We start from the raw sequence: 26563 nt of genomic DNA on the forward strand, positions 1-26563 counted from the left end.
GTGCCTTTCCTGTCAGATTGCCCTCTGGCGTGCGGTATTGGACGGTCGTCGATGACGGCTACGAGGTCGTGTTCATCGCTGATCAGTGGCTGAGGTTCTTGCGGTTCGGCCGAAGCCGTTCCGAGTTGACGACGAAGGCGTACGCCGGCGGCATAGCGCTGTACCTGCGGTGGTGCCGGTCAACCGGGCGCGAATGGTCCGTCGCTGCGCGGGACCTGGGCCTGTTCATGGTCTGGCTGAAGTACACGCCGTCCTCGCTGGATGACGATCCGGCGCCGGTGGTGCTGGGGCCGGGCGCCGACCCGGCTCGCAAAGAGCGGAGGGTCAACGGCGTCCTGGCGGCGGTGCGGGGGCTGCTGTCCTACGCGGTGTCGGTCGGTGAGGCACCGAGGTCGGTGCTCGGGCAGATCTACGAGCTGGCGGACAGCCGGGACCTGCCGGTGGAGGCCCAGGGCGAGGATTCCGGCCTGACCTACCGGCTGCGAGCTGTCCACCGGAGCCAGGAGCCGGAAGCCGAGGTGGACCGGGCCACCGACGAAGAGCTGGTGGCGATGTTCCTGGAGTGCCGCAATGCCCGTGACCGGCTGATCGTGCTGCTGCTCGGCCGGGTCGGGCTGCGCCGCGGCCAGGCGGCCGGTCTGCACCGCAGTGACTGTCACCTGCTTCCCGATTCGCGGGCGCTGGGCTGCGACTACAGCGGCGCTCACCTCCACGTCCGGCGACGGGAGAACAGCAACCGGGCGTGGTCGAAGTCGAAGCAGGCCTGGACACAGCCGTTGGACTTCCTGGTGGTCCAGGCTTTCGACCAGTACATCGACGAGCGACACGAAATACTCGGGGCGGGCGGCAGCGACTTCCTCCTGGTGAACCTGTTCCGTGAGCCGCTGGGGGCGCCGATGCCGCCGGACGCGCTGGGCGAGTTGTTCGAGCGGCTGAGCCAGCGGGCCGGGCTGTCGCGGAAGGTCGGTCCCCACATGGCCCGCCGGGCCTTTGGCAGCAACGTTGCGGACGCCGGCGGGTCGGTGGACGAAGTGCAGGCCCTGCTCGGCCAGACCCACCCGGAGTCGCCCAGGCCCTACCTGATCCCCGACCGGGCCCGATTGCGCGAGGCGATCGAGCGCGTTCCCTCCCCGCGGTCCCTGCACGGGACGGGGGAGAAGTGATCGGGACACCTCTGCCGCTGGCCCATGAGCTGCAGGACCTGCGGACCCAGGTCATCATCGACGCCTTGGACGCCGAGTTCCTGAGCCTGGTGAGCTGGGACTGGGAGTCGCGTGTCGTGCGCTACCCCAAGGTCCATCCGGTGCTGGGCATGCCGGACTGCGAAATCCCCGGCTGCACGAAGGGCACCCCGCTTGGCGAACCGGTCTGTGTCGGCTGCATCGGCCGCTGGCGGCGCTCCGGCCTGTCCTTCGAGGACTTCGCCGCGGTCCCGAGGGAGAGTGCCTATCACCGTTCCGACGGGCAGATCCTCTGTCGTGTCCCGGGCTGTCAGCGGCCGCCCCGGCTGGTCACGCATGGTCTTTGCACCGCTCACCAGGCGCGCTGGCACAGCTCGTCCGAGCTGACCGTAGAAGACTTCCTGCGCAACTCCCCGCAGCAGGGGCTGCCCGGGTTCGGGCCCTGCCAGGTCGCCGCCTGCTACCGGCTGCGCGGCTCAGAGCGGACCCGCTACTGCGAGGTCCACCGAGGCCGCCTCAACCGCGAACGGCGGTCGGGGACCTTCGACGGCGACGAGGAACGGTGGCGCCTGACGTCGTCGTCGGTGCCGGTCAACCGCGAAGTCAGCCTGCGCGGGCTGCCTGACCGGCTGGTCGCCGAGCTCCTCTACTGCCTTCAGGTCCGCACCGCCCGGGAGGCGAAGACCAAGGATCACCGGATGCGGCACATCAGCGATCAACTGCGTCTGTTCCAGGTCCCGAGCCTGGAGACGCTGGGAGAGGACGACCTGATCCGCGCGGGGATGGTCGATGACCTTCGGATGATCATCCGTGGTGCACAGACCGCGCTGCGCAGGCTGGGGGCGACTGCGGAGACCGAGCGGCTCAAGGACGTCTGGGACCTGTTCGTCTTCGGGCACCACGGCACGCTCACGTTCAGCCGGATCCACCAGCGTCCCCTGCGGGAGGCGGTCAAGGTCTGGGCCTATGACGAACTCCCTCGGCGTCGCGGGCGGCATGTCGCCAGTTCCATGCAGAACATGATCCGCGGCATGGAGCAGCTCTCGGACAGCCTGCGGCTGCAGCGGGACGACGCGGGGCATGCACTTCGGCTTCTGGGCCGCACGGACATGGTCAGCTTCTGCAACCGCGTCGCGTTCCTCACCGAGACCGGCGTCTTCGGGGCTCACCACCGGGTCAATGTGATCCGATACGTCCGCAGAATCGTGAACCGGATCCGTGTCCTGGGTCTCACCGGCCCCGGCCAGATGCTGGAGGGCCTGCCGGCGGACTTCTCCCTGTCCATGGAGGACATCCCCGACGAGCCCGAGGACACCGAGGCCGGACGGGACCTGCCGGACGAGGTGATGCGGGAGCTCTGTGACAACTTCGATCTGCTGGAGAAGATGAGCAACCGCGAGTACCGCGTCGCGGCCGAGCTCCTTGTCGACACCGGCCGGCGGCCGGACGAGATCAGCACGCTGGCGCTGGAGTGCCTGGGCAAGGACCCGGACGGGACCTTGGTCCTGATCTATGACAACTCCAAGAACTACCGGCTGGGCCGTCGTCTGCCGATCGCGAAGGCGACCGCCGCCGTGATCACTGCGCAGCAGGAGCGGGTCCGTGAGCGCTTCCCTGGCACCCCGGCCGACAAGCTCAAGCTGCTGCCGAGCCCGGTGGCCAACCCCGCGGGAACGAAGCCGATCGGTTCGATCGGTGACGCCCACCGGGCCTGGGTCAACGCGCTTCCCGACATCATGATTCCGGTCGTCGTCGAGGTCGACGGGCAGCTGGTGACGAAGCTGCTGCCGTTCGACAAGTCCAAGATCTTTCCCTACGCCTACCGGCACTCCTTCGCTCAGCGCCACGCGGACGCCAACGTCGACCCCGACGTGCTCATGGATTTGATGGACCATCGTGAACTCTCCACAACTCAGGGCTATTATCGGGTCAGCCAGGAGCGACGCCGTGAGGCGGTCGACCGGGTCACCGCGTTGCAGTTCGACCGCCGCGGCACCCGCGTCTGGCGCAAAGCCCAAGGACTTCTGGACTCCGAGCACGTACGGCGGGCCATCGGCGAAGTCGCCACGGCCTACGGCATCTGCCTGGAACCCCACAACGTCGCGGCCGGCGGCCAGAGCTGCCCGCTCCGCTTCCGCTGCATCGGCTGCGACCACTTCCGCACTGACGTCTCCTACCTGCCTGACCTGGAGCGATACCTCTCTGATCTCCTCCGCAGCCGGGAGCGGCTGATGTCGGCCTTCGAAGCCGACGACTGGGCCCGCAGCGAAGCGATGCCCTCCGAGGAGGAGATCAGCCGGGTCCGCCGTCTGATCAACCGGGTCAAGGCGGACTTGGACGACCTCTCGGACGAAGAACGTGCCCAGATCGAAGAAGCCGTCGCCGTGGTCCGCCGCGGCCGCTCAGTGATGCTGGGCATGCCCCGCGTCGGCCAGCCACTTCCCGACGTCAGGCCCTGGAGGCTTCCGTGATCCCTGCTATGCGCGACGGCCGGCAGGCCGACACCGAGCGGCGCCGCCAGCGGGTTGCCACCGCGGTGAAGAACGCCGCGAGGAACGGCACGCCCATCAGCGTCTCGGCCATCGCCCGGCAAGCCGGAGTCGATCGCAGCTTCCTCTATCGTCACCGCGACTTGCTGGAGGTCGTGCACGCGGCCGAGCTCGAACCTGCGGCTCAAGACCCGGCAGGCACTTCACCAGTGAGCCGGGCCTCGCTCCAAGCCGATCTCGCGAACGCTCAGGCTCGCAACACCCGACTTGCCGCCCGCGTCCAGCAGTTGGAGAAGCGGTTGTCGCAGGTGCTGGGGACTCAGGCATGGCAGGAGTCAGGGCTCGGGGCTCCAGCGGACATCGACGAGCTCCAGCGGAAGATCACGAGACTGGAGCAGCGCAACGTCGAACTGGCCTCCGCGTTGGAGGAGGCCCGATCCGATCTCGATGCCGCGCGGGCGGCCAACCGGGACCTGACGAGAGCGCTGAACCAACGCGGCTGAGGCGGTCCAGGTTGTCGCGTGCCGTCGAAGGCGGCACGCGACAACCTGAATCACTTCCCTGCACGCATCAGCAGATGCCCCCGGCGAAACCGTTCTCCCTCGCATGGCTCACGCAGCATCCGGCCGACCTCGGTGAAGCCGGCCGCACCGGCCAGCCCTGCAAGGTCGTCGATCGGCCATCGGTAGGCTGTCGTCACCTTGTGGTCGAACGCCGTGGTCGGCTCACCTTCCGACTCGAAGAAGGCGAGCAGAAGAGTTCCGTCGGGCACGAGTACCCGATGGAACTCGGCGAAGTACGCCTGCACGTCCTTCGGTGGGGCGTGAATGATCGAGTACCAGGACACGATGCCTTGCAACTGGCCATCGGCCAGGTCGAGGGCATCCATGGAACCGACCTCGAACCGCAGGTCCGGGTATGTCTCCCGCGCGAGATCGATCATCACCGGCGACAAGTCGACGCCGAAGACGTCCAGCCCCAGATCCCGCAGGTGTGCGGTGACAGGTCCAGGGCCGCATCCCAGCTCGGCGACGGGCCCGGAGCCGGCGGCCCGCACAGCTTCGGCGAACGCGGCGAGCACCGCGCGATCCAGCGGAAGAGTGTTGAGGTCGTCGCGTGGCAATTCGGCATAGAGAACGGCGACGGCATCGTAGGCATCAGCTGTCGCACCGTGATACGAGGAAAGTTCAGTCACAAGCGAGGACCCTAGAGCCTTCCTGACGCTGACGGCTGGCTATCGGACAGGCCCACTGGCGACTGCTCGAAGCGACAGTGGCGCCACATGTGTTGCACACGATAGTGTCGCTCGCACCGGCGCTGAGCTGCACAAAGTGGTCCCCACTCGCCTCGCGCCACACGGTTACCCCCAGAGAAGGCGGCAGACGGCCTTGGCCTCGGCCACCTGCAGCAGGGCCGGTCCGGTGGTGCCGATGGGGAAGAACAGATCGGGGTCCTCGTCGCGGCAGGCCGCGTCGTGACGCCAGTTCTCGTGCTCCACTTGGAGCGCCTCCTCCGTTCGGGGATGTTCGTCCTTCCCCAGTCGGGTGGCCGACGATCGGCCGCTGAAACACCCGTCGCACGTACGTCCTCGGATCGGGCGGGGCGAAGGCGTCCGTGCGACGTCCCGCCACGCGATCGGCGGCCCGTCTGAACGACGCGGATCCGTCCTGCTCATCGTGCAGCCCCGGCCCGGCCGGCGGAAACCGCCTCCGCCCGGGTGAGTTCCGTGTCGCGCGACGGGGCCCGTACCAGCAGGCCGGCCCACCTCACCCGTTCGGTGGCGTTTGAGTGGCACCCCGCACGGCCCGGGATTCTCATGGAACCGGACCTCAACGGCGTCCGGGGCGGAGGTGCCCGATGTACAGCATGTGCGCCGAGCGGATAGCGGCCGAGGGCGGCACCACACTGGTGTGGCACGCCCTCGACACCAACGGCGACGCCTTGTGCGCCCGGCCGGTCAGGGGCACGGCGGCGTGGACACCGGAGGCCGTGAACGGCCTCGACGAGTACTGCCGCGACTGCATGAACGCCGTCGCCATGGCCTTCCGGCCCGCTTCCCGTGCCCCCGGCGACCGCACCGCCGTCGGAGGCGGAGCAGCGGAGCGGCAGGCCGACTCCGCTCCACCGGATCCGGAGCGCCTCCCCCATGGGCGGTGACGCGCAGCGGCGGGACCGCCCGCGACCGGGGCTCGTCGCACGCTGGCGCGAATCGGCGGATCAGCATCTGACGCCCACCAAGAGATCGCTGATCGTGACGTGGCTGTCCTTCGGCGTCACCTGGGGCGCGGTCCGGCTCATCACGCACGGCATCCGCGACGGATGGCTGCCCTGGGGGGACATCACCGCCGCCGGCCGGCACTTCCACCACTACAACTTCGGGATCGGGACCCTGGCGGGCGTCGGCCTCGTCGCCGTGCGCGGAGACGAACGCGCGGTCGGCCACCCGGCCGTCGCCGCCGCCTACGGCTCGGGAACGGCCCTGATCGCCGACGAGTTCGCCCTGCTCCTCGATCTGCAGGACGTGTACTGGACCAAGCAGGGGCGCTTGAGCGTGGAGGTCTCCCTCGGGATCCTCTCGGCGCTCGGGGCGTACCTGACCGCCGTGCCGTTCTGGCACGAGTGCGCCCGGGTGACACGCCACCACCTGGTGTCCGCGGCCAAGCGCGAGGCGCGATAGGACTCCCGGCGGGCAGGGGGCCGTCTCGCGGTCGCCTGCCCCGTGCGCGCTCACCACGTCCGGCCGTCACGTACGGCCGGAGCCCGCCCCGTCGAGTCAGCACGCCCTTCCGTGGCGTACCGCGGTGCCGAGTCCGCACGCCCTGCTGAGTATGCGCGGCCGCACTCCTGAGTAGACGTACTCAGGGCATGACGACCGGCGTCGACGACAGTGGTGTGCGGACCGAACGAGCAGACCGAACGACCGGAGCAGGAGACCGCCGTGCACGTGTCCCACAGGATCAACCGGCCCATCGGCACCGCCGGGCGCCGCAGGGGGTGGCGCGTCGTCGCGGCCGCCGCACTCACCGCCGCGGTGGCGGCGGCCACGCTCACCGGATGCTCCATCAGGGACGACATCTGCAGCGAAGGCGAGTACCCCGTCATCGCGGTGGGCGGCACCGGTTCCGCGTGTGTCCCCGAGGGGGAGCGGCCCTCGAAGGGCTACACGCGGTACCCCGAGGGCAAGGTGCCGCAGCAGGTCGACGACGAGTGGGACGTCTACTGGCGTACGCACACGGTCGACGAGGGCGGCGACATCGTCGACGCCCCGGACGCGGGCTGACCACCCGAGCCAGCGGTTCGACGGGGCGCCGGGCGCGCCGCGTTCACGGTTCCGGAACTCCGTCCCGCGCCCGATGCCGCCCGCCTCGGGCACATGCGGTGCGAGGACGGACCCCGGGCCCGGTCCCGGCACCTCCCGGTGACACGCCGGAGGACGGACGCGTCCGGGCGGCGGGGTCAGCGGCCTCGCAGCAGTTCGCGTTCGGCGACTTCGCGGAAGCTGCGCGGCGGCCGTCCGGTGACGCGCCGGACGGTGTCGGTGATCCGGTCCTCCGCTCCCGCGGCGACGGCACGGTCCATACCGGCCAGCAACGCGGCGAACTCCCACGGCATTCCGGCCGCGAGGCGGTCGCGCTGCTCGTCGTACGTCAACCGGCGGTGGACCACTGGGCGGCCGGTGACGCGGGCGACGATCGCGGCGACGTCGTCGTGACTGAGCGTTTCCGGTCCGGTCAGGACCAGGTCAGGACCGGGCGCCGGCTCGTCCGTCAGGGCATGCGCGGCGACGGCGGCGATGTCGTCCGCATCGACGAATCCGACTCGGCCGGGCCCGGCCGCCGTCAGGATGGTGCCGTTCTCGCGGATGCCTGCGGCGTGGGGGTGTGAGCCGGTGAAGTTCTGCATGAACCAGGAGGGCCGCAGCACCGCCCATTCGTCGAACAGACCGGGCAGGGCCCGGTGTACGGCTCCCGCGGCCGGGCCGCCCTCGGGGATGGCCGAGGAGCTGAGGAGCACCGCGCGGTGCAGGCCGGCCTCGCGCGCCTGCCGGAGGAAGGGCAGCATGACCGCGGCCGGATCCGGGTCGCCGACCGGCGGGATGAGATAGACGCGATCGGCTCCGGCGAGGGCCCCGCGGAAGGTGTCCGGCGCGTACCAGTCGAACCGGACCGGGTCGGTGCCCGGGAGCGCGGTGCGCCCGCGGCTCGCGGCCCTGACCCGGTGGCCGGCCGCGACGAGGCGCGCGGCCGTGCGGCTGCCGGTGGTACCGGTCGCGCCGGTGACGAGGACGGTGCGGGTCGCGGTCACCGGGCGCCGCTCCCGGCGAACTCCACGCCGGGCTCCTGGACGGCGAGGGGGTTCCAGTAGTCGCGGTAGGAGGTGAATCGGCCGTCCCGCACGGTCACGACGGCGATGTAGGTCATGTCGAAGGGGCCGCCCGTCGCGACCACACGCCCCACTCCGCGCATCTCTGCCACGATGGTCCCCGGCTCGGTGGTCCGGTGGATCCGGAGGTCGGGGAAGTCGTGCAGGTCGATGTGGTCGGGATAGCCGTGCATGTAGGCGGCGACGGCCTGCTTGCCCTCCAGGCGCGCCGGCCGGCCGGGGGGAGCGAAGGGGAACTCCATGACTCCGTGCTCGGCCCACAGGTCGACCCAGCCGGGAATGTCCTTGTCCAGCAGGAGTCGAAGGCCGTGGCGGTACAGGTCCGCCGCTGGGGTGTCTGCGGGCATGCGCTTCTCCGTCCCTTACGATACGGACCAGCGGTCCGCTTCAGTGGAAAGATACGGACCGCCGGTCCGTTTTGCAACTGGAGGCACCGCATGCCCGAGCGCAGACCACGCAAGGACGCGGCCCGTAACCGGGCGGCCGCCCTCGCGGCCGCCGACACGCTCTTCTCCCGCAGCCGGAGCCCCGAGGACGTCACCATGGCCGACATCGCCGCGGCCGCAGGCGTGGGCAAGGCGACGCTCTTCCGGGCTTTCGGCGATCGCACCGGGCTGATCCACGCGCTGTGCGAGACACGCCTCGAGGCGATCAGGGACGCCGTCGAGGAGGGGCCGCCGCCACTGGGGCCCGGAGCGCAGCCGGTCGAGCGGGTACCGGCGGTGCTCGACGCCGTCCTGTGCTTCAAGCTCGACAACCGCCATCTCGCACTGGCTCTGGAAGGAACCGGCGGCGACAGCCCCTACCGGACGAACCACTACGAGCGCTGGCACGCCCTGCTCGAGGACCTGCTGCAGCAGACCCCCGGCCCGACGGGAGACGCCGGCTTCACCGCACACGCACTGCTCGCCGCCACCCGCGCCGACCTCGTCGAGCACCTGACCGGCGAGGAGCGCGCATCCCGAGAGGAACTGCGGGGGCAGCTGGCGGCATTCACCGCCCGAGTCCTCGGCGGCCCCGCGCGACCGGAACGCCCCCGGCGAGCGGCCCGCTCCCCGATCACCCCCTGACCGGCGTCCGGAAACGATAGAAATGCTCCATGCATCAGATTTTGGGGCGAAAAAGGCGCAGATCGCCGAAGTCGCCTGGGAGTGATCATGCGTCCGGCCGGTGGAGCGCCCGGGGACTGCCGGGGCGTCTGCGTTCCCTGCTGACCGTGCGCAGCCTCGCCGGCCAGGTGTTCCTCCTGCAACTGGCGGTCGTGGTGCTGGTCGTCCTCGCCGCCCTGGTGGCCCTCGTCGTACAGGCGCGCCGTGACAGCATGGCGGACGCCCGGCACCGGACGCTCACCGCGGCCCAGACCTTCGCGAAGTCACCGGGACTGCTCGACGCGTTGGAGAGTCCCGACCCCTCCGCTTCACTGCAGCCGAGCGCAGAGGCGGTACGCAGGGCCGCCGGCGTCGACGCCATCATCGTCTACCGGCCGGACGGGATCACCCTCACCCACAGCGACCCGAAGCAGATCGGAAAGCACGTCATCGGCCCCTACGCGGAAGCGGCGGCGGGGAAGACGTTCACCCGGACCTTCCAGGGGGCGCTGGGGCTCTCCGTCATCTCCGCCGTCCCCGTCGAGGACACCGGCGGCTCGGTCGTCGCCATCGTCTCGTCCGTCGTCACGGTGGGGAGCGTGCAGGACCGGGTGAACCAGCAGCTGCCGGTCCTGTTCGGGGTCGCGGCCGGGTCGCTCGCCCTCGTCGCGGGCGGGTCGGCGCTGGTGAGCCGTCGCCTCCAGAGACAGACCCACGGCCTGGGACCGGCCGAGATGACCCGGATGTACGAGCATCACGACGCAGTCCTCCACGCCGTACGGGAAGGGGTGCTGATCGTCGGGGGCGACGGCCGGCTGCTGCTGGCCAACGACGAGGCCCGTCGCCTGCTGGAGCTTCCGGAGGACGCGGAACGCCGCCATGCGGGCGCGCTGGGGCTGAACGCCGACCTCGCCGAGCTGCTGACGTCAGGCCGCCCCGCCACCGACGAGGTGCACCTGGCGGGTGACCGGCTCCTCGCCGTCAACAAGCGGTTCACCGCCGCCCAGGGACCGGCCAGCAGGGTGGTGACGCTGCGGGACACCACCGAGCTGCAGGCCCTCTCCGGCAGGGCCGAGACCGCCCGCCGGCGGCTGCAGCTGCTCTACGACGCCGGGGTGCGGATCGGCACGACCCTGGACGTCACCCGCACCGCCGAGGAACTCGCCGAAGTCGCGGTTCCGCGCTTCGCCGACATCGTCACCGTCGAACTCCTCGACCCCGTCCTGCACGGCGACGAGCCCTCCGGCGCGAGCACCGAGATGCGCCGCACCGCCGTCGTGGGACTGGAGGGGGACCACCTCCTCTACCCGGTCGGCAGGCTGATCCGCTTCGTCCCCGCCCACCCCACCGCCGCCGGCGCGGCCGACGGCCGGGCGGTGCTGGTCGAGGACCTGAGCACCTCCGCGGGCTGGCAGGCACAGGACCCCGACCGCGCCCGGCGGGTCCTGGAGCACGGCATCCACTCCCTGATCGTGGTCCCGTTGCGCGCCCGGGGAGTGGTGCTCGGAGCGGCCCACTACTGGCGGGCCGACGGCTCCCCGCCGTTCGAGGAGGAGGACGTGTCCTTCGCCGAGGAACTGGGCGCCCGGGCGGCGGTGTGCATCGACAACGCCCGCCGCTACACCCGCGAGCACACCATGGCCGTCACCCTGCAGCGCAGCCTGCTGCCCAGCCGGGTACCCGAACAGTCGGCCCTGGACGTGGCCTACCGCTATCTGCCCGCACGCGCAGGTGTGGGCGGGGACTGGTTCGACGTCATCCCACTGTCCGGTGCCCGGGTCGCGTTGGTCGTCGGCGACGTCGTGGGGCACGGTCTGCACGCTGCGGCCACCATGGGCCGACTCCGCACCGCCGTGCACAACTTCTCCGTCCTGGACATCCCGCCGGAGGAACTCCTGGGCCGTGTGGACGAACTGGTGGCCCAGATCGACAGCGACGAGGACGCCGTCGCAGGGGAGGGGCGGGGCATCACCGGTGCGACCTGCCTGTACGCCGTCTACGATCCCACCTCCGGGCAACTCGCGGTCGCCACCGCCGGCCATCCCGGACCGGCCGTGGTCCACCCGGGCGGGACCGTGGACTTCCCCCGGCTGCCGGTGTCCCCGCCGCTGGGCCTCGGGGCCGGGCTGCCCGGCGAGAGCGCCGAACTGACGGTGCCCGAGGGGTCCCGGCTGGTGCTCTTCACCGACGGGCTGATCGAGGACCGGGAACGTGACCTGGACGTCGGCCTGGCCGCGCTGCGCGAAGCGCTGGCCGGGCCAGGCCGGTCCCCGGAGGCCACTTGCGCCGCGGTCGTCGACGCGCTGGTCCCCGACCGGCCCAGGGACGACATCGCGCTGCTGGTGGCCCGTACCCACCGGCTCGACCCGACCCGGATCGCCGACTGGCAGGTACCCCGCGACCCGGCGGCGGTCGGCCCCGTGCGCGCAGCATGCGTCCGCCGGATCCGGGAATGGGGCCTCGGGCAGATCGACTTCGCCGCCGAACTGGTACTCAGCGAGCTCATCACCAACGCGATCCACTACGGCTCCGAACCCGTCACCGTCCGGCTCGTCCGCGACCGGGTCCTGATCTGCGAGGTCTCCGACGGCAGCAGCACCTCACCACGCCTGCGGCGGGCCGCGGTCACCGACGAGGGCGGCCGCGGGCTCTTCCTGGTGGCCCGGTTCACCGAACGCTGGGGCACCCGCTACACGCCGACCGGCAAGGTCATCTGGGCCGAACTCTCGCCTCACGGCGGCCCCGGCCCGTCGATGGAGGGACTGGCCGAGATCCTGCTCGACGAGGAGGGGCCGCTTTCCGGGGAGGACCGGGAGCAGGACGGCACGGCGCCGTGAGGGGCGTCCCGCCGATGCCGTACGACCGCTCGCCGGTCTGCTCGTCCCCACTCGTACGTCCCCGCTCGTATGTCCCCGCTCGTACGTCCCCACCCGTACGTCCCCGCTCGTATGTCCCCGTTCGTACGTTCCCGACCCTCGCGTCCTGGAGCAATCGTGACCGTACCCCGTGTCCGAACAGCGGCCACCGCGGCCTGCCTCACCCTCGCGCTGCTGGTCGGTTGCACCGAGACGTCGAAGACCGCGCCCGTCGAGCCGTCGGCCGCCACCTCCGCGCAGGAGGCGGGAGGCATGAGCAGGCTGATCGCCGCGGCGAAGAAGGAGGGTGCGCTGAACGCGATCGCGCTTCCGCGCGACTGGGCCAACTACGGCGGACTGATCGACGGCTTCGAGAAGACGTACGGGATCAAGGTCACGGTCGATGATCCCCAGGGCTCCAGTCAGGACGAGATCGACGCCCTCAGGAGCAGCGGGAAGCGCGCCAACGCCCCCGACGTCGTCGACGTGGGCGACACGTTCGCCCGGTCGGCGGTCCGCCAGAACCTGCTCGCGCCGTACCGGGTGGCCGCGTACGACTCGGTACCGGACAACCAGAAGGACGGCGAAGAGGGCCGCTGGACCAACAACTACGGCGGATACATCTCCATCGGCTGCGACGCCGCCCGCGTCGGCCCCTGCCCCCGGACCTTCGCCGATCTGCTGGAACCCCGGTACAAGGGGATGGTCTCGCTCGACGGCGACCCCACCCGTTCCAACACCGCCTTCGCGGGGGTCTACGCCGCCGCCCTCGCGAACGGAGGGTCGTTCGACGACATCACTCCCGGCCTGGAGTTCTTCGCCGAACTCCACGATCGCGGCAACTTCAACCCGGTCGAGTCCACCTCGGCCGCGGTCGAGACGGGGAGGACCCCCATCAGCATCGACTGGGACTACGTCAACCTCGACTACGCGGACCGGTTCCGCGGCAAGGGCGTGGACTGGCAGGTCGCGATCCCCTTCGATGGCAGCTTCGCCCAGTACTACGCCCTGGCCGTCAACAGGAACGCCCCCCACCCGGCGGCCGCCCGCCTGTGGCAGGAGTACCTCTTCGGCACGACGGGCCAGAACCTCCGGCTCAAGGGCTACGCACGTCCGGTCCTGATGGAGACCATGCGCGAGGACGGCACCCTCGACGAGGCCGCAGCCGCGAGGCTGCCGACGGTTGAGGGCGAGCCCCGGTTCCCCACGGACGTACAACTGCAGAAGGCGAGGCTGACGGTCGACCGGGGCTGGGCGAAGGCCGTGGGAGGCTGACCGCGATGCGTACGACCTCCGGGCGGGGCCCGTACGGCCTTCACTCGAGCGCTTCGTCCGGCCGGGGCGGGCTTCGGCGGCACGGCTCGATGGGCCTCGGCAGGCGGCGTGCGGCGACGACCCGGGCGGCCGCCCCTCACTCCACGATCGTCGCGACCGCGTCGAGCCCGGCGTGGCGCAGCGTCCGCCGGACCGTGCGCCGCGCCCCGCGGATGGTCAGCTCCGCGGGCTTCGCGCGAAGGCCGGCCGCCCGAAGGAGCGCGTACGCGCACGCGAGGTCGAGGTGGGTGACCTCGCTCATGTCCACGACCCACTCGGCGGCCTCGGCCAGTGGGCGCGCGTCAAGGCGTTCTTCCAGTTCGCGCAGGGTCGCGGCCCCGATATCCCCGGTCAGGACCACCTCTGCGCGCAGACCGTCGGCCGTCGACACCGTGATGATCGGTCGGGCCGACGGGGTGATGTCCTCGGCTGCCACGGTGAACTCCTTCACGGCCGACGGTACTCGCATTGCCCTTCCATCGTCACGCCGGCTGCCGGGGCCGGTCCGCGTGCGGGCCCGGACCGGCCCCGAGTTCAGCCGACGGGCGTAGTGGCGGCCGTCCCCCGTCACCGGTGGACCTCCGGGGCTTGGGAAGGCCGGACAGCCGGACCTCAGCGGGCGCTCGGACCGGCAGTGCGCGGGCGCTCACGTCGGGCGGTCGTGTGTCACATCCGCTCCGGCGCCGAGACCCCGAGCAACCGCAGGCCGTTGCGCAGCACCACTCTCACCGCGTCGGTCAGCCACAACCGGGCCCTGGTCCGGTCGTCCGGGGCCCCCGGCCCTCGGCAGGACACGGCAGGCGCAGTAGAAGCGGTGGAACGTGCCGGCCGGCTGCTCCAGCGCCGATGAGGTCGATCCGCTTGGCGTTCGGGTCCCGGGTCTCCGGCACCAACACGAGCATGCCGATGACGGCGATGATGATGACGGGAATGCCAATGAGGAGGATCGAGCCCCACCAGAAGTTGTTCAGCAGCCATCCGCCGGCCAGCGGGCCGAGTGGCAGCCCGAGGGCGAAACCGGCGGTGGCGATCGCCATGGCTTTGGAGCGCTCCTCCTTCGGGAACATCAACGGCACGATCGACAGCGCGAGCGGGGTGATCGCGGCGGCGCCGGCGCCCATGACGATGCGGGCGATGATCAGGCCGTCAGGGCTGTCGACTCTCAGGACCATCAGGGAGCCGACACCGAACAGCAGCAGCCCGCCGATCAGGACGAGTCGTCGGCCGATGCGGTCGCCGAGTACACCGAGCGGCAGCAGCAGACCGGCGAACGGGAGGGTGTAGCCGTCCGTGAACCACTGCAACTCAGTGGTGGTCGCCTCGAGTTCGGTGGCCAGTGTCGGCAGGGCGACGGTCAGGATCGTTGCGTCCAGGCCGACGATCATCAAGCCGAAGACGGGCGCGACCAGGGCTAACCAGCGATTGCGTACCAGCCCGCTGTTCCCGGATGACGATGGATCAGTTGCGGTGGTACCGGGCATCGCCATGGATGCTCCTCAGCAGGCGCAAGAGAAGAAGAATGAGTGCCGGGCCGTCGACCCGGGTTGGAAAGGAGCCACTGATCGGCACGATCTGACGTGGCCCGAGGCGCGTACGGGCGCGCTGCGTAGCCCCCTGAGCTGTTCGTGTCGCTCAGGGAGCCGATGAACCATCCCCCTTGTGAAGTTGCTTGGGCCAAATGCCCCGGCTGCCTGCGAGAGGCAGCGCTGTCAGGTCAGTTGCAGCAGGCACACCCCGGTGCGCAGCCGCAGGCGTCCTGGTCGTCGGCCGGCTCGGTACCGGCCTTCAGCGTGCTCAGACCACTCGGTGCGCAGCAGCCGTCGCCCCGCCATGCCTCCCGGCCTTCCTTGACCGCGATTGCTGCTATCACCAGCGCGGCGATCGGGTCCGCCCACGACCAGCCGAGGGTGGCGTTGGCGAGCAGGCCCACCAGGAGCACCGCCGACAGATAGGTGCACAGCAGCGTCTGCTTGGAGTCCGCAACCGCCGAGGCCGACCCGAGCTCCCGGCCCGTTCTCCGCTGCGCGGCGGACAGGAACGGCATGATCGCCAGCGAAAGGGCCGCCAGCACGATGCCGGGGATCGACGACTCCGCCTCGCCGCTGCCCACCAGGGCGCGGATCGAATCCACGGCCACGAAGGTCGCGAGCGCGAAGAACGACACCGCGATGATCCGCAGAGCCTGCTTCTCCCGCGCTTCGCGCACAGCGTGCTCGCGGGCCGAGAACTGCCAGGCCACCGCAGCTGCCGACGAGACCTCAATGATCGAGTCGAGACCGAAACCCACCAGAGCGGACGACGACGCGATCGTTCCCGCGGTGAGGGCGACGACCGCCTCGATCACGTTGTAGGCGATGGTGGCCGCAACCAGCAGTCGTATGCGCCGGGCCAGGACCTCGCGGCGTGCGGGGGCCGGGCCGAGAGATACCTCTGCGGCCATTAGCAGCAGCCCTTCTCCTCGGTATCCGGGCAGGTACTGTCCTCGGCGACGGCCACAACGGCCTGGCGAAGGTCGTCCAGCGCATGCCCCAGGCGGGGGTCGGCGAGCTCATAGCGAGTGCGGCGGCCCTCGGGCACAGCCACGACCAACCCGCAGTCGCGCAGACACGCCAGATGGTTCGACAGGCGCGTACGAGAGATGCCGATGGCATCGGCCAAGTCGGACGGATATGCGGGAGCCGCACGCAGGGCGAGCAGCAGCCGGCAGCGGATCGGGTCGGCGAGGGCACGGCCGAACCGTGCCAGCACCTCGATGTCTTGCGCGAGATTCAGCACACCAAAGACGATACACAGGACCCTGAATTCAGGGAAGTATGGATAGTGTGGTGAAAGGCGCCGCCTCCGGCCCCAACAGGTGAGCGAGTACAGCGCAGGCGTGTGACTGGTCAGTGCTCGTGCGGTTCGCGGCGGTGGACTGGGCCGTGCCGGAGTCGAGCCGGGCTGAGGCGTCTCAAGTCCCCTGCACACCGAGCGGTTGCCCGGCCGGCCAACTCTGAAGCAGATATTGCGAAGTTTATGCTTCACATCTACGCTGCGTGCATGCGACCGAAGCACAAGCCTGAGCAGATCACCGACCTGTCACGGTTGAGGGCGTTCATGAACCCGCTGCGGATGCAGCTGTACCGGCTGCTGTACGCCGCGGGCACCGCGACCGCCTCTCAGCTCGCCGAGCATGTCGACGAGACGCCTTCGCTGGTCAGTTACCACCTGCGCAAACTGGCCGAGCACGGCTTCGTGGCCCAGACGAGCGGTGAGAGCACCGACGGACGCGAGCGTTGGTGGAAGGTGGCGTCCGAGGAGGGCTGGGGCTTTCGCGACTCGGACTTCGCAGACACTCCGGAGGGCGCCGCCGCCGTCGGCGCGGTGACCCGAGGGATCTTCGATACCCGCGTCGCCCAGTACCGCGCGTATCTCGACCAGAAGTCCGCCTGGGGGAAGACGTGGACTGACGCGGCCTTCAGCTCAGAGTGGCTGCTCGACCTCACCCCCGCCGAACTCGACGAGATGAACGACGAGCTTGAGGCGTTGGCCCGGCGCTGGCGGGAGCGCGGCAAGGCCGCCAAGACTGCCGGCGACACCGAGGACCGCGAGCACGTCTCCGTGCACCTCTACGGCTTCCCCTTCCGGCCCTGACCCGGCCCATATCCCCACTTACCGGAGCCTGCCATGGCCACCTCAGAGACAATCCTGCCCGAACGCGCCACCACACCGGCCCACAGGGACGGCAACGTGCTGCGATGGCTCGCCGCGTACACCACCTCCCTCATCGGCGACAGCGTGTACTTCGTCGCCCTGGGCTGGTCCGCACAGAAGGTCGCCGGACCTACCGAAGTCGGCCTCGTCATGGCTTCGGGGGCGCTACCACGGGCGTTACTCATGCTCGGCGGGGGTGTGGTGGCCGACCGGTTCGACCCCCGTCGGGTAATCCTCGGCAGTGACGCGCTGCGCTGCCTCCTGATCCTGACGGCCGCCGCGGCCGTCGCGCTGACGGCACCGGCCGTGTGGATCCTGATCACCGTGGCGCTCGTCTTCGGTGCCGTGGACGCACTGTTCGTGCCGGCTGTCGGCGCCCTCCCGCCGCTCATCACCAGCCCTGACCAACTGGCCCGGGTCACCGGCATGCGCTCGCTGTCGATGCGCCTCAGCCAGATCGCGGGCCCGCCGATCGGCGGCTTGGCCATGGGACTCGGTGGACCTGCCGCCGCGTTCACCGCGGCCGGCCTGTTCATCGCCCTGTCCCTGCCACTTCTGCTGACGACACGGATACGGTCACTCGGGGCACGCAAGGCCGAGAAGCCGGAGCCCGGCACCGCGCGGCAGGACCTGCTCGACGGTCTGCGCTACATCCGCCGCCACCGGCTCATCGGCCCGCTCGTCGCCGTCGGCGCCATCTGCGAACTCGGGCTCGTCAGCACCCTCAACGTCGGCATGGTACTCCTCAACGCCGAACGCGGCTGGGGCCCTTCCGGCTACGGCTGGATCGTCAGCAGCTTCAGTGCAGGAGCTGCGGCCAGCGCCGCACTGCTCGCCATCGCCGGTCGGCTGCCCCGTGCCGGCCTGATGCTGGCCGGGACACTGCTCGTGGGCTGCGCGGGCGCAGCAGCCATCGCACTGGTGCCCACGCTCTGGCTCGCCGCGGTGCTGGCCGCGGTCATCGGGCTGACTGCGGGGGTCTTCGGCAGTCTGGACCACGCCCTCATACAGACCGCGGCGGACCCGGCCTATCTCGGCCGGGTCACCTCCGTCGTCATGCTCACCATGGTCGGTCTCGCGCCCCTCAGCTACCCGGTGGTCGGCGCTGCCATCGGAGTCTGGGGATCCGCTTCGGTATTCGTCGGCTGCGGCATCTTCGCCAGCCTGGGCGTCATCATCGCCCTGGCATCCGGCGCGGTGCGGCACGCCGAACTCCCCCGGCAGCGGCCAGGCGTGACCGCCTGAACAGCCCAACCCCAGCGGTCGATGTGCCACACCTTCTGGTCCGGCAGACCGTTCGTTGCGGCGCGTACGCGAACCCGGCCAGGGTGAGCAGGCCGAAGACGACGCCGCTGTACGAGGCAGTGTCCGTGACGATCGTCTCCGGGCGCTCGCCGCCGTCCCGGTCGTAGAGGGCATCCAGCACATACGGCGAGTCCCGCGGGGTGTCGGCCACCACCTTCCCACCCGGTCCCGCCGCCTGGTCGTTGATCATGTTCAGCGCGTACGCGGCGGCTTGCGCCTCCGTCAGAAACTCGACCGGCACCCGGACCTCCACACAGCCAATGATCAACACGGCTGTCGAAGGTTCCGCCCTTACAGAAGTCCAGGTCAGCCCTCTCGGACGCGCGAAGGGCTCAGCGCCGGTCTTCGTTCCGAAGTTCCTCAACCCCCGAGAGGTCCGTGGGTTCAGGGAAAGTGAAGGTTGTTCACCGCGAACCCACGGGTGGATCTCCTGATTCCGGCGGTTGGGCCCGCGGGTTCGTGGTCAACCCGCTGGGCCGGACTCGGGGTGTGACCGAGATACGCGCCAAAGGGGCAACGGGATGCTCTTGAAGTCCTGAGCGCCGGGCCCGTCCCGTATTTGAGAGGACACCGGTGCTGTTCCGCCAGCGGCAGAACACCGGCCGGACCGGGCTCGACGATCACTACAGTCCAGTCGCATGACGAAGATCACGACGCGTACGGTCGAGTACCCGGCCGACGGTTTGGCGATGATCGGGCACCTCGCGCTCCCGGCCGGTGTCGACCGCCGGCCCGCGGTGCTGCTCGGACCAGAGGGCATGGGGCTCAGCGACGTCGAGCGCCGCCGGGCCGACGCTCTCGCCGAGCTGGGATATGTAGCGCTGGCCTTCGACCTTCATGGCGGGCGCTATTTGGGTGACCCCGAGGAGATGCTGGCCCGTTGCATGCCCCTGCTCGCTGATCCCGACCGGATGCGGGGGATCGGCCATGCGGCGCTCGACGTGTTGCGCGCCGAGCCCCGGACCGACCCCGACCGGATCGCCACCGTCGGCTACGGAACCGGGGGCGCCGTCGGGCTGGAACTCGGGCGCGGCGGCGTCAACCTGCGCGCGATCGGGACAGTCAACGCACTGACCACGGGCCGACCGGGCGAGGCGGCGCGCATTCGCTGCCCGGTGTGGGCCGGGGTCGGGTCGGAAGACCCGATCATGCCGCCCGCGCAACGGAACGCGTTTACCGCTGAGATGCAGGCCGCGGGGGTCGACTGGCGCCTCGCGGTCTACGGCGGAGCCTTGCACGCCTTCCACCACCCGCCGGTCGACCACCCCGTGGTCCCCGGCGTCGGCTACCACCGACAGCACGCGCAGCGAGCCTGGCGCGACGTCGTCGACCTGCTCGCCGAGTGCCTGCCCGTGACGGAGGACCCGGGGGCATGACCCAAGCAGACATGCTGGTGCCAGGCCTGGTCGGCGTCGCGCACTGCCAGTCTCCTCCCCGCAAGCCCTCACAGCAGACCCGCATGCGGACAGTTGCACGGTCGCGGAGACGTATTCCCAACTACCGCAGTAGATACCGGATTCACTGCGGCGCAGCCCTGGCCGTGATCGTCGCGACCCGCGGCGGACCGTTCCGGCTGGCAGGGCGAGATGTACGCATTTACTGCGGCGTCACTGTGCTGACCGCGCGTAAAGCCGCATCAGGATCTACTCATTGCCCCCTTGCCGCGTCTCTCGGCCGACCCCCGACTCGGCGGCCTGTTCCAGCAGGGCTCGTGCGGAGTCCTCCTAGCACGTCGGGGTCTTCTCGTCGAGCCCGAAGACCTCCGCGATACGCGGAGGAGGGCGCGTCGCCGGAGCCGGCCGGCCGGGCCGAGGGCGCCGCGGGCGGCGAACCCGGGCCCGTCCCCGCGGTGCGGGTCGACAGGCCGGCACCGGCGACGCCGTCACCGGAGGACGGAGAGGACGACGGTGGTCGCGCAGAGCGCGAGGCAGGCGGCGAGGCAGGCGACTGTCCGGCACAGGAGGCGGCGCCTCAGTTGCCGGTAGCGGGCGTCGTACTGGGCCTCCAGTTCGCGCGCCCGTCCCGCCACCGCCTCGAACTGCTCCCGGGACGCCTGGATGCGGTCCGCGGTGCTGAGGCGTACGAGCTCCGTACGCTCGTCGGCCGTCAGCCAGGGCATCCGGTCGGCGAGCCCTTCGGCCGCCGTCCGGGCCGCGACGACATGGGCGTTGGCCATCAGATACCCCTCCAGCCGGGCGAAGCCCGCCGCCATGTCGGCGCTGTCGCGGGCTCCGCCCCCCGCACCCCTCACCGGCCGTCCTTGTCGTCGCCGAGCGGAGGTGCCGCGCCCCTGCCCGGTTCGACCACGTCCCGGTAGCCGGTGACGATCGCCTCGTCGCTCGACGCGACCTCCGGGTGGTGCAGATCGAACGCCGGGGATTCCGAGCGGATCCGCGGCAGGGTGAGGAAGTTGTGCCGCGGCGGCGGGCAGGACGTCGCCCATTCCAGCGACCGCCCGAAGCCCCACGGGTCGTCGACCTCGATCTGCTTGCCGTACTTGGCCGTCTTCCACACGTTGTAGAGGAACGGGAGGATCGACAGGCCGAGCAGGAACGAACTGATCGTCGAGACGGTGTTCAACGCGGTGAAGCCGTCGACGGCCAGGTAGTCCGCGTAGCGGCGCGGCATGCCCTCGGCGCCCAGCCAGTGCTGGACCAGGAACGTGCCCTGGAAGCCGATGAACAGCGCCCAGAAGGTCATCTTGCCGAGGCGCTCGTCCAGCATCTTGCCGGTGAACTTCGGCCACCAGAAGTGGAATCCGGCGAACATCGCGAACACCACGGTGCCGAAGACGACGTAGTGGAAGTGGGCGACCACGAAGTACGAGTCGGAGACGTGGAAGTCCATCGGGGGCGAGGCCAGGATGACACCGGTCAGGCCACCGAAGGTGAAGGTGATCAGGAAGCCGATCACCCAGAGCATCGGGGTCTCGAAGGACAACGAGCCCTTCCACATCGTGCCGACCCAGTTGAAGATCTTCACACCCGTGGGGATGGCGATCAGGAAGGTCATGAAGGAGAAGAACGGCAGCAGCACTGCGCCGGTAACGTACATGTGGTGGGCCCACACGGTCACGGACAAACCGGCGATCGCGATGGTCGCGGCCACCAGGCCGATGTAACCGAAGATCGGCTTGCGGCTGAAGACGGGCACGACTTCCGAGATGATGCCGAAGAACGGCAGCGCGATGATGTACACCTCCGGATGGCCGAAGAACCAGAAGAGGTGCTGCCACAGCAGGGCGCCGCCGTTGGCCGCGTCGAAGATGTGGGCGCCGAACTTGCGGTCCGCCTCCAGCGCGAACAGGGCCGCGGCGAGCACCGGGAAGGCCAGCAGGACCAGCACACCGGTCAGCAGCACGGTCCAGCAGAACACTGGCATGCGGAACATCGTCATACCCGGGGCCCGCATGCAGATGATCGTGGTGATGAAATTGACCGAACCGAGGATCGTGCCGAAGCCGGAGAAGGCCAGACCCATGATCCAGAGATCGGCGCCGACGTTCGGAGTGTGAACGGCGTTCGACAGCGGGGAGTAGGCGAACCAGCCGAAGTCGGGCGCCCCGTTCGGGGTGAGGAAGCCGCCCAGGGCGATGAGCGAGCCGAAGAGGTACAGCCAGTACGCGAACATGTTCAGCCGCGGGAACGCCACGTCGGGCGCGCCGATCTGCAGCGGCATGATCCAGTTGGTGAATCCGGCGAACAGCGGCGTCGCGAACATCAGCAGCATCACGGTGCCGTGCATCGTGAACGCCTGGTTGAACTGCTCGTTCGACATGATCTGCGTACCCGGACGGGCGAGTTCGGCGCGCATGAAGAGCGCCATGATCCCGCCGATGCAGAAAAAGAAGAACGAGGTCGCCAGGTAGAGCGTGCCGATCGTCTTGTGGTCGGTGGTGGTGAGCCACTTCACGACCACGTTGCCGGGCCGTCGGCGCCGGACGGGAAGTTCGTCTTCGTAGGTGTCCGTGCCGAGCGCCTCGGACGACTTGTGCATGGCCACGTTGTTGCTCTCTCGGATGAGGAAGTTGCAGGAGGAAGCATGCCGTGACGAGAGGTGACCCGGCCCCAACCCGTCTCTCGGCGAGTCGTTCCCCCCGGCCCGTTCAGCTTCGTGGGTGCGTGTGCCCGTCCGGCGGCCGCAGGATCCGGCCGCGCTTCGGCAGATCCGCCGTTCCGGCCGACAGCGAATGCCGCATTCGGTGAGGTACGGCCGGTTTTCCCCTTACGCCCCCACCCTTCCCGGCGATTGTAAGGTTAGGCTAACCTTTGTCCCGTGAGAGTCGGTGAAGAGAACTCAGCGGCCCCCGGCCCCCGCGGTCATGAGCTGTCGGCCACGGGTGTCACCGTGGCCTACGACCGTGTCGACGTCGTGCACGACGCGTCCCTGACGCTTCGGCCCGGCGAGGTGACCGTCCTGGTGGGACCGAACGGCAGCGGGAAGTCCACGCTGCTGCGCACCCTGGCGCGGCTCCAACGCCCCAGGACCGCGACCATCGTCATCGACGCCGGTGCGGACGGGCTGGCCATGACGCCCCGCCAGTTCTCGCGTCATGTCGCCCTGCTGACCCAGGGGCGCCCCACGCCCAGCGGGCTCACCGTGCGGGACGTCGTCGAGTTCGGCCGGTACCCGTACCGGAGCCGCTGGGGCAAGGCGGACCCGGGCGGGCGGGCCGCGGTGGACCGCGCGCTCGCCATGACCGGCGTCGCGGAACTCGCCGACCGGGGAGCGGAGTACCTTTCCGGCGGCCAGCTGCAGCGCGTATGGCTCGCCTGCTGCCTCGCCCAGGAGACCGGCGTGGTGCTCCTCGACGAACCGACCACGTATCTCGACCTGCGCTACCAGGTCGAACTCCTGGACCTCGTGCGCGACCTCGCCGACGAGCACGGCATCGCCGTCGGCACCGTCCTGCACGACCTCGACCAGGCCGCGGCCGTGGCCGACCGGATCGTGCTGCTCCACGAGGGCCGGATCATCGCCGACGGACTCCCCGAGGTCGTCCTCACCGCCGGGCGGCTGACCGGCACCTACGGCATCCGCATCGAGGTCGACACCGACCCCCTGACCGGCCGGCTGCGTACCCGCGCCATCGGCCGGCACCACTCGCGAACCGAAAGGCTCAGTGCCACCTCATGAGACGCCTCTTCCTCACCGCCGCGGTCGCGTCCGCGGCGGCCCTCACCCTGACCGCCTGCGGGACGACCGAGCCCGCCGCCGACGACGCGAAGAAGACCGCCGGGCCGATCACTCTCACCGACGCGACCGGCGCGAAGGTGAAGCTCGACGGACCCGCCGAGAAGGTCGTCGGCACCGAGTGGAACGTCGTCGAGAGCCTGGTGTCGCTGGGCGTCGACCCCGTCGGTGTCGCCGACGTCAAGGGCTACAAGACCTGGGACACCGCGGTCCCGCTGAGGAACGAGCCCAAGGACATCGGCACGCGCGGCGAGCCGAGCATGGACACCATCGCGTCCCTGTCGCCCGACCTGATCGTCGCGACGAGCGACCTGCCGCCGGCCGCCGTGAAACAGCTGCGCAAGGTCGCCCCCGTGCTGGAGCTCCGCGCCGCCGACGCGGCGGACCCGATCGGCCGGATGACCGGGAACCTCGACCTCATCGCGAAGGCCACCGGCACCACGGACCGGGCCGAGAAGCTCAGGAAGGACTTCCACGCCAAGCTCGCCGAGGGCGGGAAGGCCCTCGCCGACGCCGGTCTCGCCGGCGCGAAGTACGCCTTCGCCGACGGCTACGTCGTCTCCAACCAGGTCTCGATCCGGCCGTACACCAGAGGCTCGCTCGTCGGCGCCGTCAACGAGAAGCTCGGCCTGAGGAACGCCTGGACGGTCAAGGGCGACCCGAGCTACGGGCTCGCCGCGACCGACGTGGAGGGCCTCACCCAACTCGGCGACGTGCAGTTCGCCTACATCGGCAGCGACGGCGACAAGGCGAGCACGCCGTTCACCGGCGTCCTCGCCGAGGACTCCGTGTGGAAGTCGCTGCCGTTCGTGAAGAAGGGCAACGTCCACCGGCTGCCCGACGGCATCTGGATGTTCGGCGGCCCCGAGTCGATGGGCGCGTACGTCGACGCCACGGTCCGGGCGCTGACGAAGTAACGCCCATGGCCGTCACCGCTTCCCCACCCGCCACCCGTCCGTCGGCGGTCCCGTCCCGCACGGGCACGGCCGCGGTGACGGCCGCACTGCTCCTCCTCGTCACAGCCCTCGCGGTCGTCGACATCACCCAGGGCACGGCCGCCGTCGGTGCGCCCGAGGTCTGGAAGGCGCTCACCGGGCGCGCCGACCCGGACGACGCGTCCGTCATCATCGCCTCCAGACTGCCCCGCATGACCGCGGGGCTCCTCGTCGGGGCCGTGCTCGGCATGGCGGGCGCCGCCCTCCAAGCGGTCAGCCGCAACGTCCTCGCCTCCCCCGACACCCTCGCGGTGAACGCCGGTTCCTATCTGGCCCTCGGCCTGGCCGCCGTCACCGGTGTCTCGCTGCCGCTCCTCGCCTCCTCCGGTGTGGCGTTCGCCGGCGGTCTCGTGGCGGCGGCCGTCGTGCTCGGGCTGTCGGGACTGGGCACCGGCACCGTCCGGCTCGTCCTCGCGGGCAGTGCCCTCATGCTCGGGCTGACCGCGATCACCGAGGCGCTGCTGCTGCTGTTCCCCCAGCAGACGGAGGGGCTCTACCGATGGAACCAGGGCAGCATCTCCCAGAACGGTTTCGACGGCGTGCTGCAGATGGTGCCGCTCGGTGTCATCGGCCTCGTCGGGCTGCTGCTCCTCGCCCCCAGGATCGACGCGCTGGCGCTCGGCGAGGACGCCGCGCGCGGACTCGGCGTCCCCGTCCGGGCGACCCGTGTCACCGTGGTCGTGCTCGCGGCGCTGCTCTCGGCGGCGGCGGTGACGCTCGCCGGGCCGATCGGTTTCGTGGGGCTGTGCGCCCCCGCTCTCGTCCGGCCCCTGGCACGCAGGTTCCGCGGGTACTCCCGGGCGCGTGCCGGCATTCCCGTCGCCGGACTGGCAGGTGCCGTGCTCGTCCTCGGCTCGGACGTGCTCCTGCGCGCCGTCGTTCCCGCCGATGTGGCGGTCGCCGTGCCGACGGGCGTGGCCACCAGCCTCGTCGGAGCCTTGTTCCTGGTCGTGATGGCCGCCCGGGTCAGGGACAGCGCGGGCGCCGCGGCCACCGACCGGCTGCGCGTCCGCAGCCGGACCGCCTTCCTGACGGTGGCGGCCGTGCTGGTGGCCGTGCTCGTCGGAGTGACGATCGCCGCCGTGCTGCTGGGCGACAGCAAGCTGCTGCTCGGCGACGTGGTGAACTGGGCCCAGGGCAGGGCCGGTCGCACGGTCGGGTTCGTCCTGGACACCCGCGTGCCCCGGGTCCTCGCGGCGCTTTCCGCGGGCGCGGCGCTCGCCCTGGCCGGGACGCTCGTCCAGGCCGTGACCCGCAACCCCCTGGCCGAGCCCGCCGTCCTGGGCGTATCCGGCGGCGCCGCGCTGGGTGCCGTCCTCCTCGTGACGACCGTGGCCTCGGCCGGGCCGTGGAGCGTGGCCGGCGCGGCGTTCGCGGGCGCGGCGGCCGGTTCCGTCGTCGTCTTCGGACTCGCCGCGCGGGGCGGCTTCCGGCAGAACCGGCTCGTCCTCGTCGGCTTCGGAACCGCCACCGGGTCTGCCGCGCTGATCAGCCTGCTCATCGTGCTCACCGACCCCTTCAACGCGACGAAGGCGCTGACCTGGCTGTCGGGTTCCACCTACGGGCGGACCGCGGTCGACGTGGTTCCGCTCGCGGCCGTGCTGGCGGTGGGCGTCATCGTCGCGGTCGTGCGGCGCACCGAACTCGACCTGCTGTCGCTGGACGAGGACACGCCGAAGCTGCTGGGGCTCGATCCGGCACGGGGGCGTCTGGGCTTCCTCGTCCTGAGCGTCCTGCTCACGGCCACCGCCGTGGCCGCCGCCGGCACGATCGGCTTCGTGGGGCTCGTCGCACCGCACGCGGCGCGGGCGCTGGTGGGCCGGCAGCACGTCCGGGTGGTTCCGGTGGCGGTACTCCTCGGCGCCTCGCTCGTGTGCGTCGCCGACCTGCTGGGCCGTACCGTGATCGCCCCGGCGCAGCTCGGCGCCGGCCTGATGACGGCGGTGATCGGCACACCGTACTTTCTGCAACTGCTCGTCCGCACCCGCCGGTAGGGACCGCGTCCGCGCGGACGGACGCGTCACGTGACCTCCAGGCCGCCGTCGACGGTCAGGACCTGGCCGGTGA

Annotated in this window: 25 protein-coding genes and 2 pseudogenes; 15 read left to right on the forward strand and 12 right to left on the reverse strand. The window is 70.5% G+C overall.

The window, feature by feature from the left end; translation table 11 throughout:
- The first annotated feature begins 29 nt into the window (after nt 1-29).
- From FEF34_RS03045 to FEF34_RS03055, 3 genes are read left to right on the forward strand one after another with little or no spacing between them, the layout of a single operon-like run.
- Nucleotides 30-1163: a tyrosine-type recombinase/integrase gene (locus FEF34_RS03045; protein WP_234042247.1), complete on the forward strand. Its 1134-nt coding sequence runs from the start codon at nt 30-32 to the stop codon at nt 1161-1163.
- Nucleotides 1160-3652 carry a site-specific integrase gene (locus FEF34_RS42500; protein WP_234042248.1) on the forward strand — a complete coding sequence of 831 codons (2493 nt, stop codon included), beginning with the start codon at nt 1160-1162 and terminating at the stop codon, nt 3650-3652. Before FEF34_RS03045 ends, FEF34_RS42500 begins: the two co-directional genes overlap by 4 nt.
- A complete protein-coding gene (locus FEF34_RS03055) occupies nt 3649-4173 on the forward strand; it encodes a DUF6262 family protein (protein ID WP_234042249.1) in 525 nt (174 codons plus the stop codon). The genes FEF34_RS42500 and FEF34_RS03055 overlap by 4 nt, the downstream gene beginning before the upstream one ends.
- Nucleotides 4174-4223: 50 nt before the next feature.
- Here the strand turns inward: FEF34_RS03055 and FEF34_RS03060 are convergent, their stop codons facing one another.
- Nucleotides 4224-4865 carry a class I SAM-dependent methyltransferase gene (locus tag FEF34_RS03060; protein WP_138051739.1) on the reverse strand — a complete coding sequence of 214 codons (642 nt, stop codon included), beginning with the start codon at nt 4863-4865 and terminating at the stop codon, nt 4224-4226.
- Nucleotides 4866-5045: 180 nt separating this feature from the next.
- Nucleotides 5046-5168, reverse strand: a pseudogene (locus tag FEF34_RS03065) (WhiB family transcriptional regulator); the annotation flags it as partial.
- Between the two features lie 359 nt (nt 5169-5527).
- Here FEF34_RS03065 and FEF34_RS03070 point away from each other — a divergent pair.
- The 3 genes from FEF34_RS03070 to FEF34_RS03080 all read left to right on the forward strand — a co-directional run bounded on the left by FEF34_RS03070 (nt 5528) and on the right by FEF34_RS03080 (nt 6950).
- The gene (locus FEF34_RS03070; protein WP_138051740.1) at nt 5528-5827 is read left to right on the forward strand and encodes a hypothetical protein; all 300 of its coding nucleotides are present in this window, start codon (nt 5528-5530) and stop codon (nt 5825-5827) included.
- The gene (locus FEF34_RS03075; protein WP_138051741.1) at nt 5817-6347 is read left to right on the forward strand and encodes a hypothetical protein; all 531 of its coding nucleotides are present in this window, start codon (nt 5817-5819) and stop codon (nt 6345-6347) included. Before FEF34_RS03070 ends, FEF34_RS03075 begins: the two co-directional genes overlap by 11 nt.
- 267 nt (nt 6348-6614) lie before the next feature.
- Complete coding sequence (locus tag FEF34_RS03080; RefSeq protein ID WP_234043046.1) at nt 6615-6950, forward strand: SCO0607 family lipoprotein; 336 nt, start codon at nt 6615-6617, stop codon at nt 6948-6950.
- Between the two features lie 176 nt (nt 6951-7126).
- Here the strand turns inward: FEF34_RS03080 and FEF34_RS03085 are convergent, their stop codons facing one another.
- A complete protein-coding gene (locus FEF34_RS03085) occupies nt 7127-7975 on the reverse strand; it encodes an NAD(P)H-binding protein (RefSeq protein WP_138051742.1) in 849 nt (282 codons plus the stop codon).
- Complete coding sequence (locus FEF34_RS03090; protein ID WP_138051743.1) at nt 7972-8400, reverse strand: nuclear transport factor 2 family protein; 429 nt, start codon at nt 8398-8400, stop codon at nt 7972-7974. Before FEF34_RS03090 ends, FEF34_RS03085 begins: the two co-directional genes overlap by 4 nt.
- 90 nt (nt 8401-8490) lie before the next feature.
- Between FEF34_RS03090 and FEF34_RS03095 the strand changes: the two genes are divergently transcribed.
- The 3 genes from FEF34_RS03095 (at nt 8491) to FEF34_RS03105 (ending at nt 13271) form a co-directional block, all read left to right on the forward strand.
- Nucleotides 8491-9123, forward strand: a complete 633-nt coding sequence (locus FEF34_RS03095) for a TetR/AcrR family transcriptional regulator (RefSeq protein WP_138051744.1) — start codon at nt 8491-8493, stop codon at nt 9121-9123.
- A gap of 29 nt (nt 9124-9152) precedes the next feature.
- Nucleotides 9153-11978, forward strand: coding sequence for a SpoIIE family protein phosphatase (locus FEF34_RS03100; protein ID WP_138051745.1), 2826 nt, complete (start codon nt 9153-9155; stop codon nt 11976-11978).
- A gap of 156 nt (nt 11979-12134) precedes the next feature.
- Nucleotides 12135-13271 (forward strand): ABC transporter substrate-binding protein, encoded by a 1137-nt coding sequence (locus FEF34_RS03105; RefSeq protein ID WP_234042250.1) that lies wholly within the window; start codon nt 12135-12137, stop codon nt 13269-13271.
- A 136-nt stretch (nt 13272-13407) separates the two neighbouring features.
- Here FEF34_RS03105 and FEF34_RS03110 read toward each other — a convergent pair whose 3' ends face one another.
- The 5 genes from FEF34_RS03110 to FEF34_RS03130 form a co-directional block, all read right to left on the reverse strand.
- On the reverse strand, nt 13408-13779 hold the full coding sequence (locus FEF34_RS03110) for an STAS domain-containing protein (RefSeq protein WP_138051747.1): 372 nt from the start codon (nt 13777-13779) through the stop codon (nt 13408-13410).
- 197 nt (nt 13780-13976) lie between these two features.
- On the reverse strand, nt 13977-14105 hold the full coding sequence (locus FEF34_RS44120; RefSeq protein WP_234042251.1) for a DALR anticodon-binding domain-containing protein: 129 nt from the start codon (nt 14103-14105) through the stop codon (nt 13977-13979).
- Nucleotides 14048-14797 carry an MFS transporter gene (locus tag FEF34_RS03120; RefSeq protein ID WP_138051748.1) on the reverse strand — a complete coding sequence of 250 codons (750 nt, stop codon included), beginning with the start codon at nt 14795-14797 and terminating at the stop codon, nt 14048-14050. The genes FEF34_RS44120 and FEF34_RS03120 overlap by 58 nt, the downstream gene beginning before the upstream one ends.
- Nucleotides 14798-15024: 227 nt before the next feature.
- The gene (locus tag FEF34_RS03125) at nt 15025-15750 is read right to left on the reverse strand and encodes a cation transporter (RefSeq protein WP_138051749.1); all 726 of its coding nucleotides are present in this window, start codon (nt 15748-15750) and stop codon (nt 15025-15027) included.
- Complete coding sequence (locus tag FEF34_RS03130) at nt 15750-16085, reverse strand: ArsR/SmtB family transcription factor (protein ID WP_138051750.1); 336 nt, start codon at nt 16083-16085, stop codon at nt 15750-15752. Before FEF34_RS03130 ends, FEF34_RS03125 begins: the two co-directional genes overlap by 1 nt.
- 264 nt (nt 16086-16349) lie before the next feature.
- Between FEF34_RS03130 and FEF34_RS03135 the strand changes: the two genes are divergently transcribed.
- Nucleotides 16350-16943 (forward strand): winged helix-turn-helix domain-containing protein, encoded by a 594-nt coding sequence (locus FEF34_RS03135; RefSeq protein WP_138051751.1) that lies wholly within the window; start codon nt 16350-16352, stop codon nt 16941-16943.
- A 33-nt stretch (nt 16944-16976) separates the two neighbouring features.
- Entirely contained in the window at nt 16977-18248 is a 1272-nt protein-coding gene (locus FEF34_RS03140; protein WP_138051752.1) for an MFS transporter, read from the forward strand.
- A gap of 14 nt (nt 18249-18262) precedes the next feature.
- On the opposite strand, the pseudogene FEF34_RS03145 reads toward FEF34_RS03140, so the two are convergent.
- Nucleotides 18263-18504 (reverse strand): annotated as a pseudogene (locus FEF34_RS03145) (Tn3 family transposase); the annotation flags it as partial.
- A gap of 442 nt (nt 18505-18946) precedes the next feature.
- On the opposite strand from FEF34_RS03145, the gene FEF34_RS03150 reads away from it, so the two are divergent.
- Complete coding sequence (locus FEF34_RS03150; RefSeq protein ID WP_138051753.1) at nt 18947-19684, forward strand: dienelactone hydrolase family protein; 738 nt, start codon at nt 18947-18949, stop codon at nt 19682-19684.
- Nucleotides 19685-20190: 506 nt separating this feature from the next.
- Here the strand turns inward: FEF34_RS03150 and FEF34_RS03155 are convergent.
- Nucleotides 20191-20559 (reverse strand): hypothetical protein, encoded by a 369-nt coding sequence (locus tag FEF34_RS03155; RefSeq protein WP_234042252.1) that lies wholly within the window; start codon nt 20557-20559, stop codon nt 20191-20193.
- On the reverse strand, nt 20556-22304 hold the full coding sequence (gene ctaD / locus FEF34_RS03160) for an aa3-type cytochrome oxidase subunit I (protein ID WP_138051754.1): 1749 nt from the start codon (nt 22302-22304) through the stop codon (nt 20556-20558). The genes FEF34_RS03155 and ctaD overlap by 4 nt, the downstream gene beginning before the upstream one ends.
- Nucleotides 22305-22583: 279 nt before the next feature.
- Here ctaD and FEF34_RS03165 point away from each other — a divergent pair, with 279 nt between their 5' ends.
- From FEF34_RS03165 to FEF34_RS03175, 3 genes are read left to right on the forward strand one after another with little or no spacing between them, the layout of a single operon-like run.
- Nucleotides 22584-23444 (forward strand): ABC transporter ATP-binding protein, encoded by an 861-nt coding sequence (locus FEF34_RS03165; protein WP_138051755.1) that lies wholly within the window; start codon nt 22584-22586, stop codon nt 23442-23444.
- Nucleotides 23441-24418, forward strand: coding sequence for an ABC transporter substrate-binding protein (locus tag FEF34_RS03170; RefSeq protein WP_138051756.1), 978 nt, complete (start codon nt 23441-23443; stop codon nt 24416-24418). Before FEF34_RS03165 ends, FEF34_RS03170 begins: the two co-directional genes overlap by 4 nt.
- Before the next feature lie 5 nt (nt 24419-24423).
- The gene (locus tag FEF34_RS03175; protein WP_138051757.1) at nt 24424-26490 is read left to right on the forward strand and encodes an iron ABC transporter permease; all 2067 of its coding nucleotides are present in this window, start codon (nt 24424-24426) and stop codon (nt 26488-26490) included.
- The last annotated feature ends 73 nt before the right edge of the window (nt 26491-26563 follow it).

This window comes from Streptomyces marianii, assembly GCF_005795905.1.
GTDB lineage: Bacteria > Actinomycetota > Actinomycetes > Streptomycetales > Streptomycetaceae > Streptomyces > Streptomyces marianii.

Excerpts from the sequence above, each read along its gene's own strand:
- FEF34_RS03070 (WP_138051740.1), top strand. The coding sequence starts at position 5,528 with ATGTACAGCATGTGCGCCGAGCGGATAGCGGCCGAGGGCGGCACCACA.
- FEF34_RS03075 (WP_138051741.1), top strand. The coding sequence starts at position 5,817 with ATGGGCGGTGACGCGCAGCGGCGGGACCGCCCGCGACCGGGGCTCGTC.
- FEF34_RS03090 (WP_138051743.1), bottom strand. The coding sequence starts at position 8,400 with ATGCCCGCAGACACCCCAGCGGCGGACCTGTACCGCCACGGCCTTCGA.
- FEF34_RS03095 (WP_138051744.1), top strand. The coding sequence starts at position 8,491 with ATGCCCGAGCGCAGACCACGCAAGGACGCGGCCCGTAACCGGGCGGCC.
- FEF34_RS03100 (WP_138051745.1), top strand. The coding sequence starts at position 9,153 with ATGCATCAGATTTTGGGGCGAAAAAGGCGCAGATCGCCGAAGTCGCCT.
- FEF34_RS03110 (WP_138051747.1), bottom strand. The coding sequence starts at position 13,779 with ATGCGAGTACCGTCGGCCGTGAAGGAGTTCACCGTGGCAGCCGAGGAC.
- FEF34_RS03120 (WP_138051748.1), bottom strand. The coding sequence starts at position 14,797 with ATGGCGATGCCCGGTACCACCGCAACTGATCCATCGTCATCCGGGAAC.
- FEF34_RS03125 (WP_138051749.1), bottom strand. The coding sequence starts at position 15,750 with ATGGCCGCAGAGGTATCTCTCGGCCCGGCCCCCGCACGCCGCGAGGTC.
- FEF34_RS03135 (WP_138051751.1), top strand. The coding sequence starts at position 16,350 with ATGCGACCGAAGCACAAGCCTGAGCAGATCACCGACCTGTCACGGTTG.
- FEF34_RS03140 (WP_138051752.1), top strand. The coding sequence starts at position 16,977 with ATGGCCACCTCAGAGACAATCCTGCCCGAACGCGCCACCACACCGGCC.
- FEF34_RS03150 (WP_138051753.1), top strand. The coding sequence starts at position 18,947 with ATGACGAAGATCACGACGCGTACGGTCGAGTACCCGGCCGACGGTTTG.
- ctaD (WP_138051754.1), bottom strand. The coding sequence starts at position 22,304 with ATGCACAAGTCGTCCGAGGCGCTCGGCACGGACACCTACGAAGACGAA.
- FEF34_RS03170 (WP_138051756.1), top strand. The coding sequence starts at position 23,441 with ATGAGACGCCTCTTCCTCACCGCCGCGGTCGCGTCCGCGGCGGCCCTC.
- FEF34_RS03175 (WP_138051757.1), top strand. The coding sequence starts at position 24,424 with ATGGCCGTCACCGCTTCCCCACCCGCCACCCGTCCGTCGGCGGTCCCG.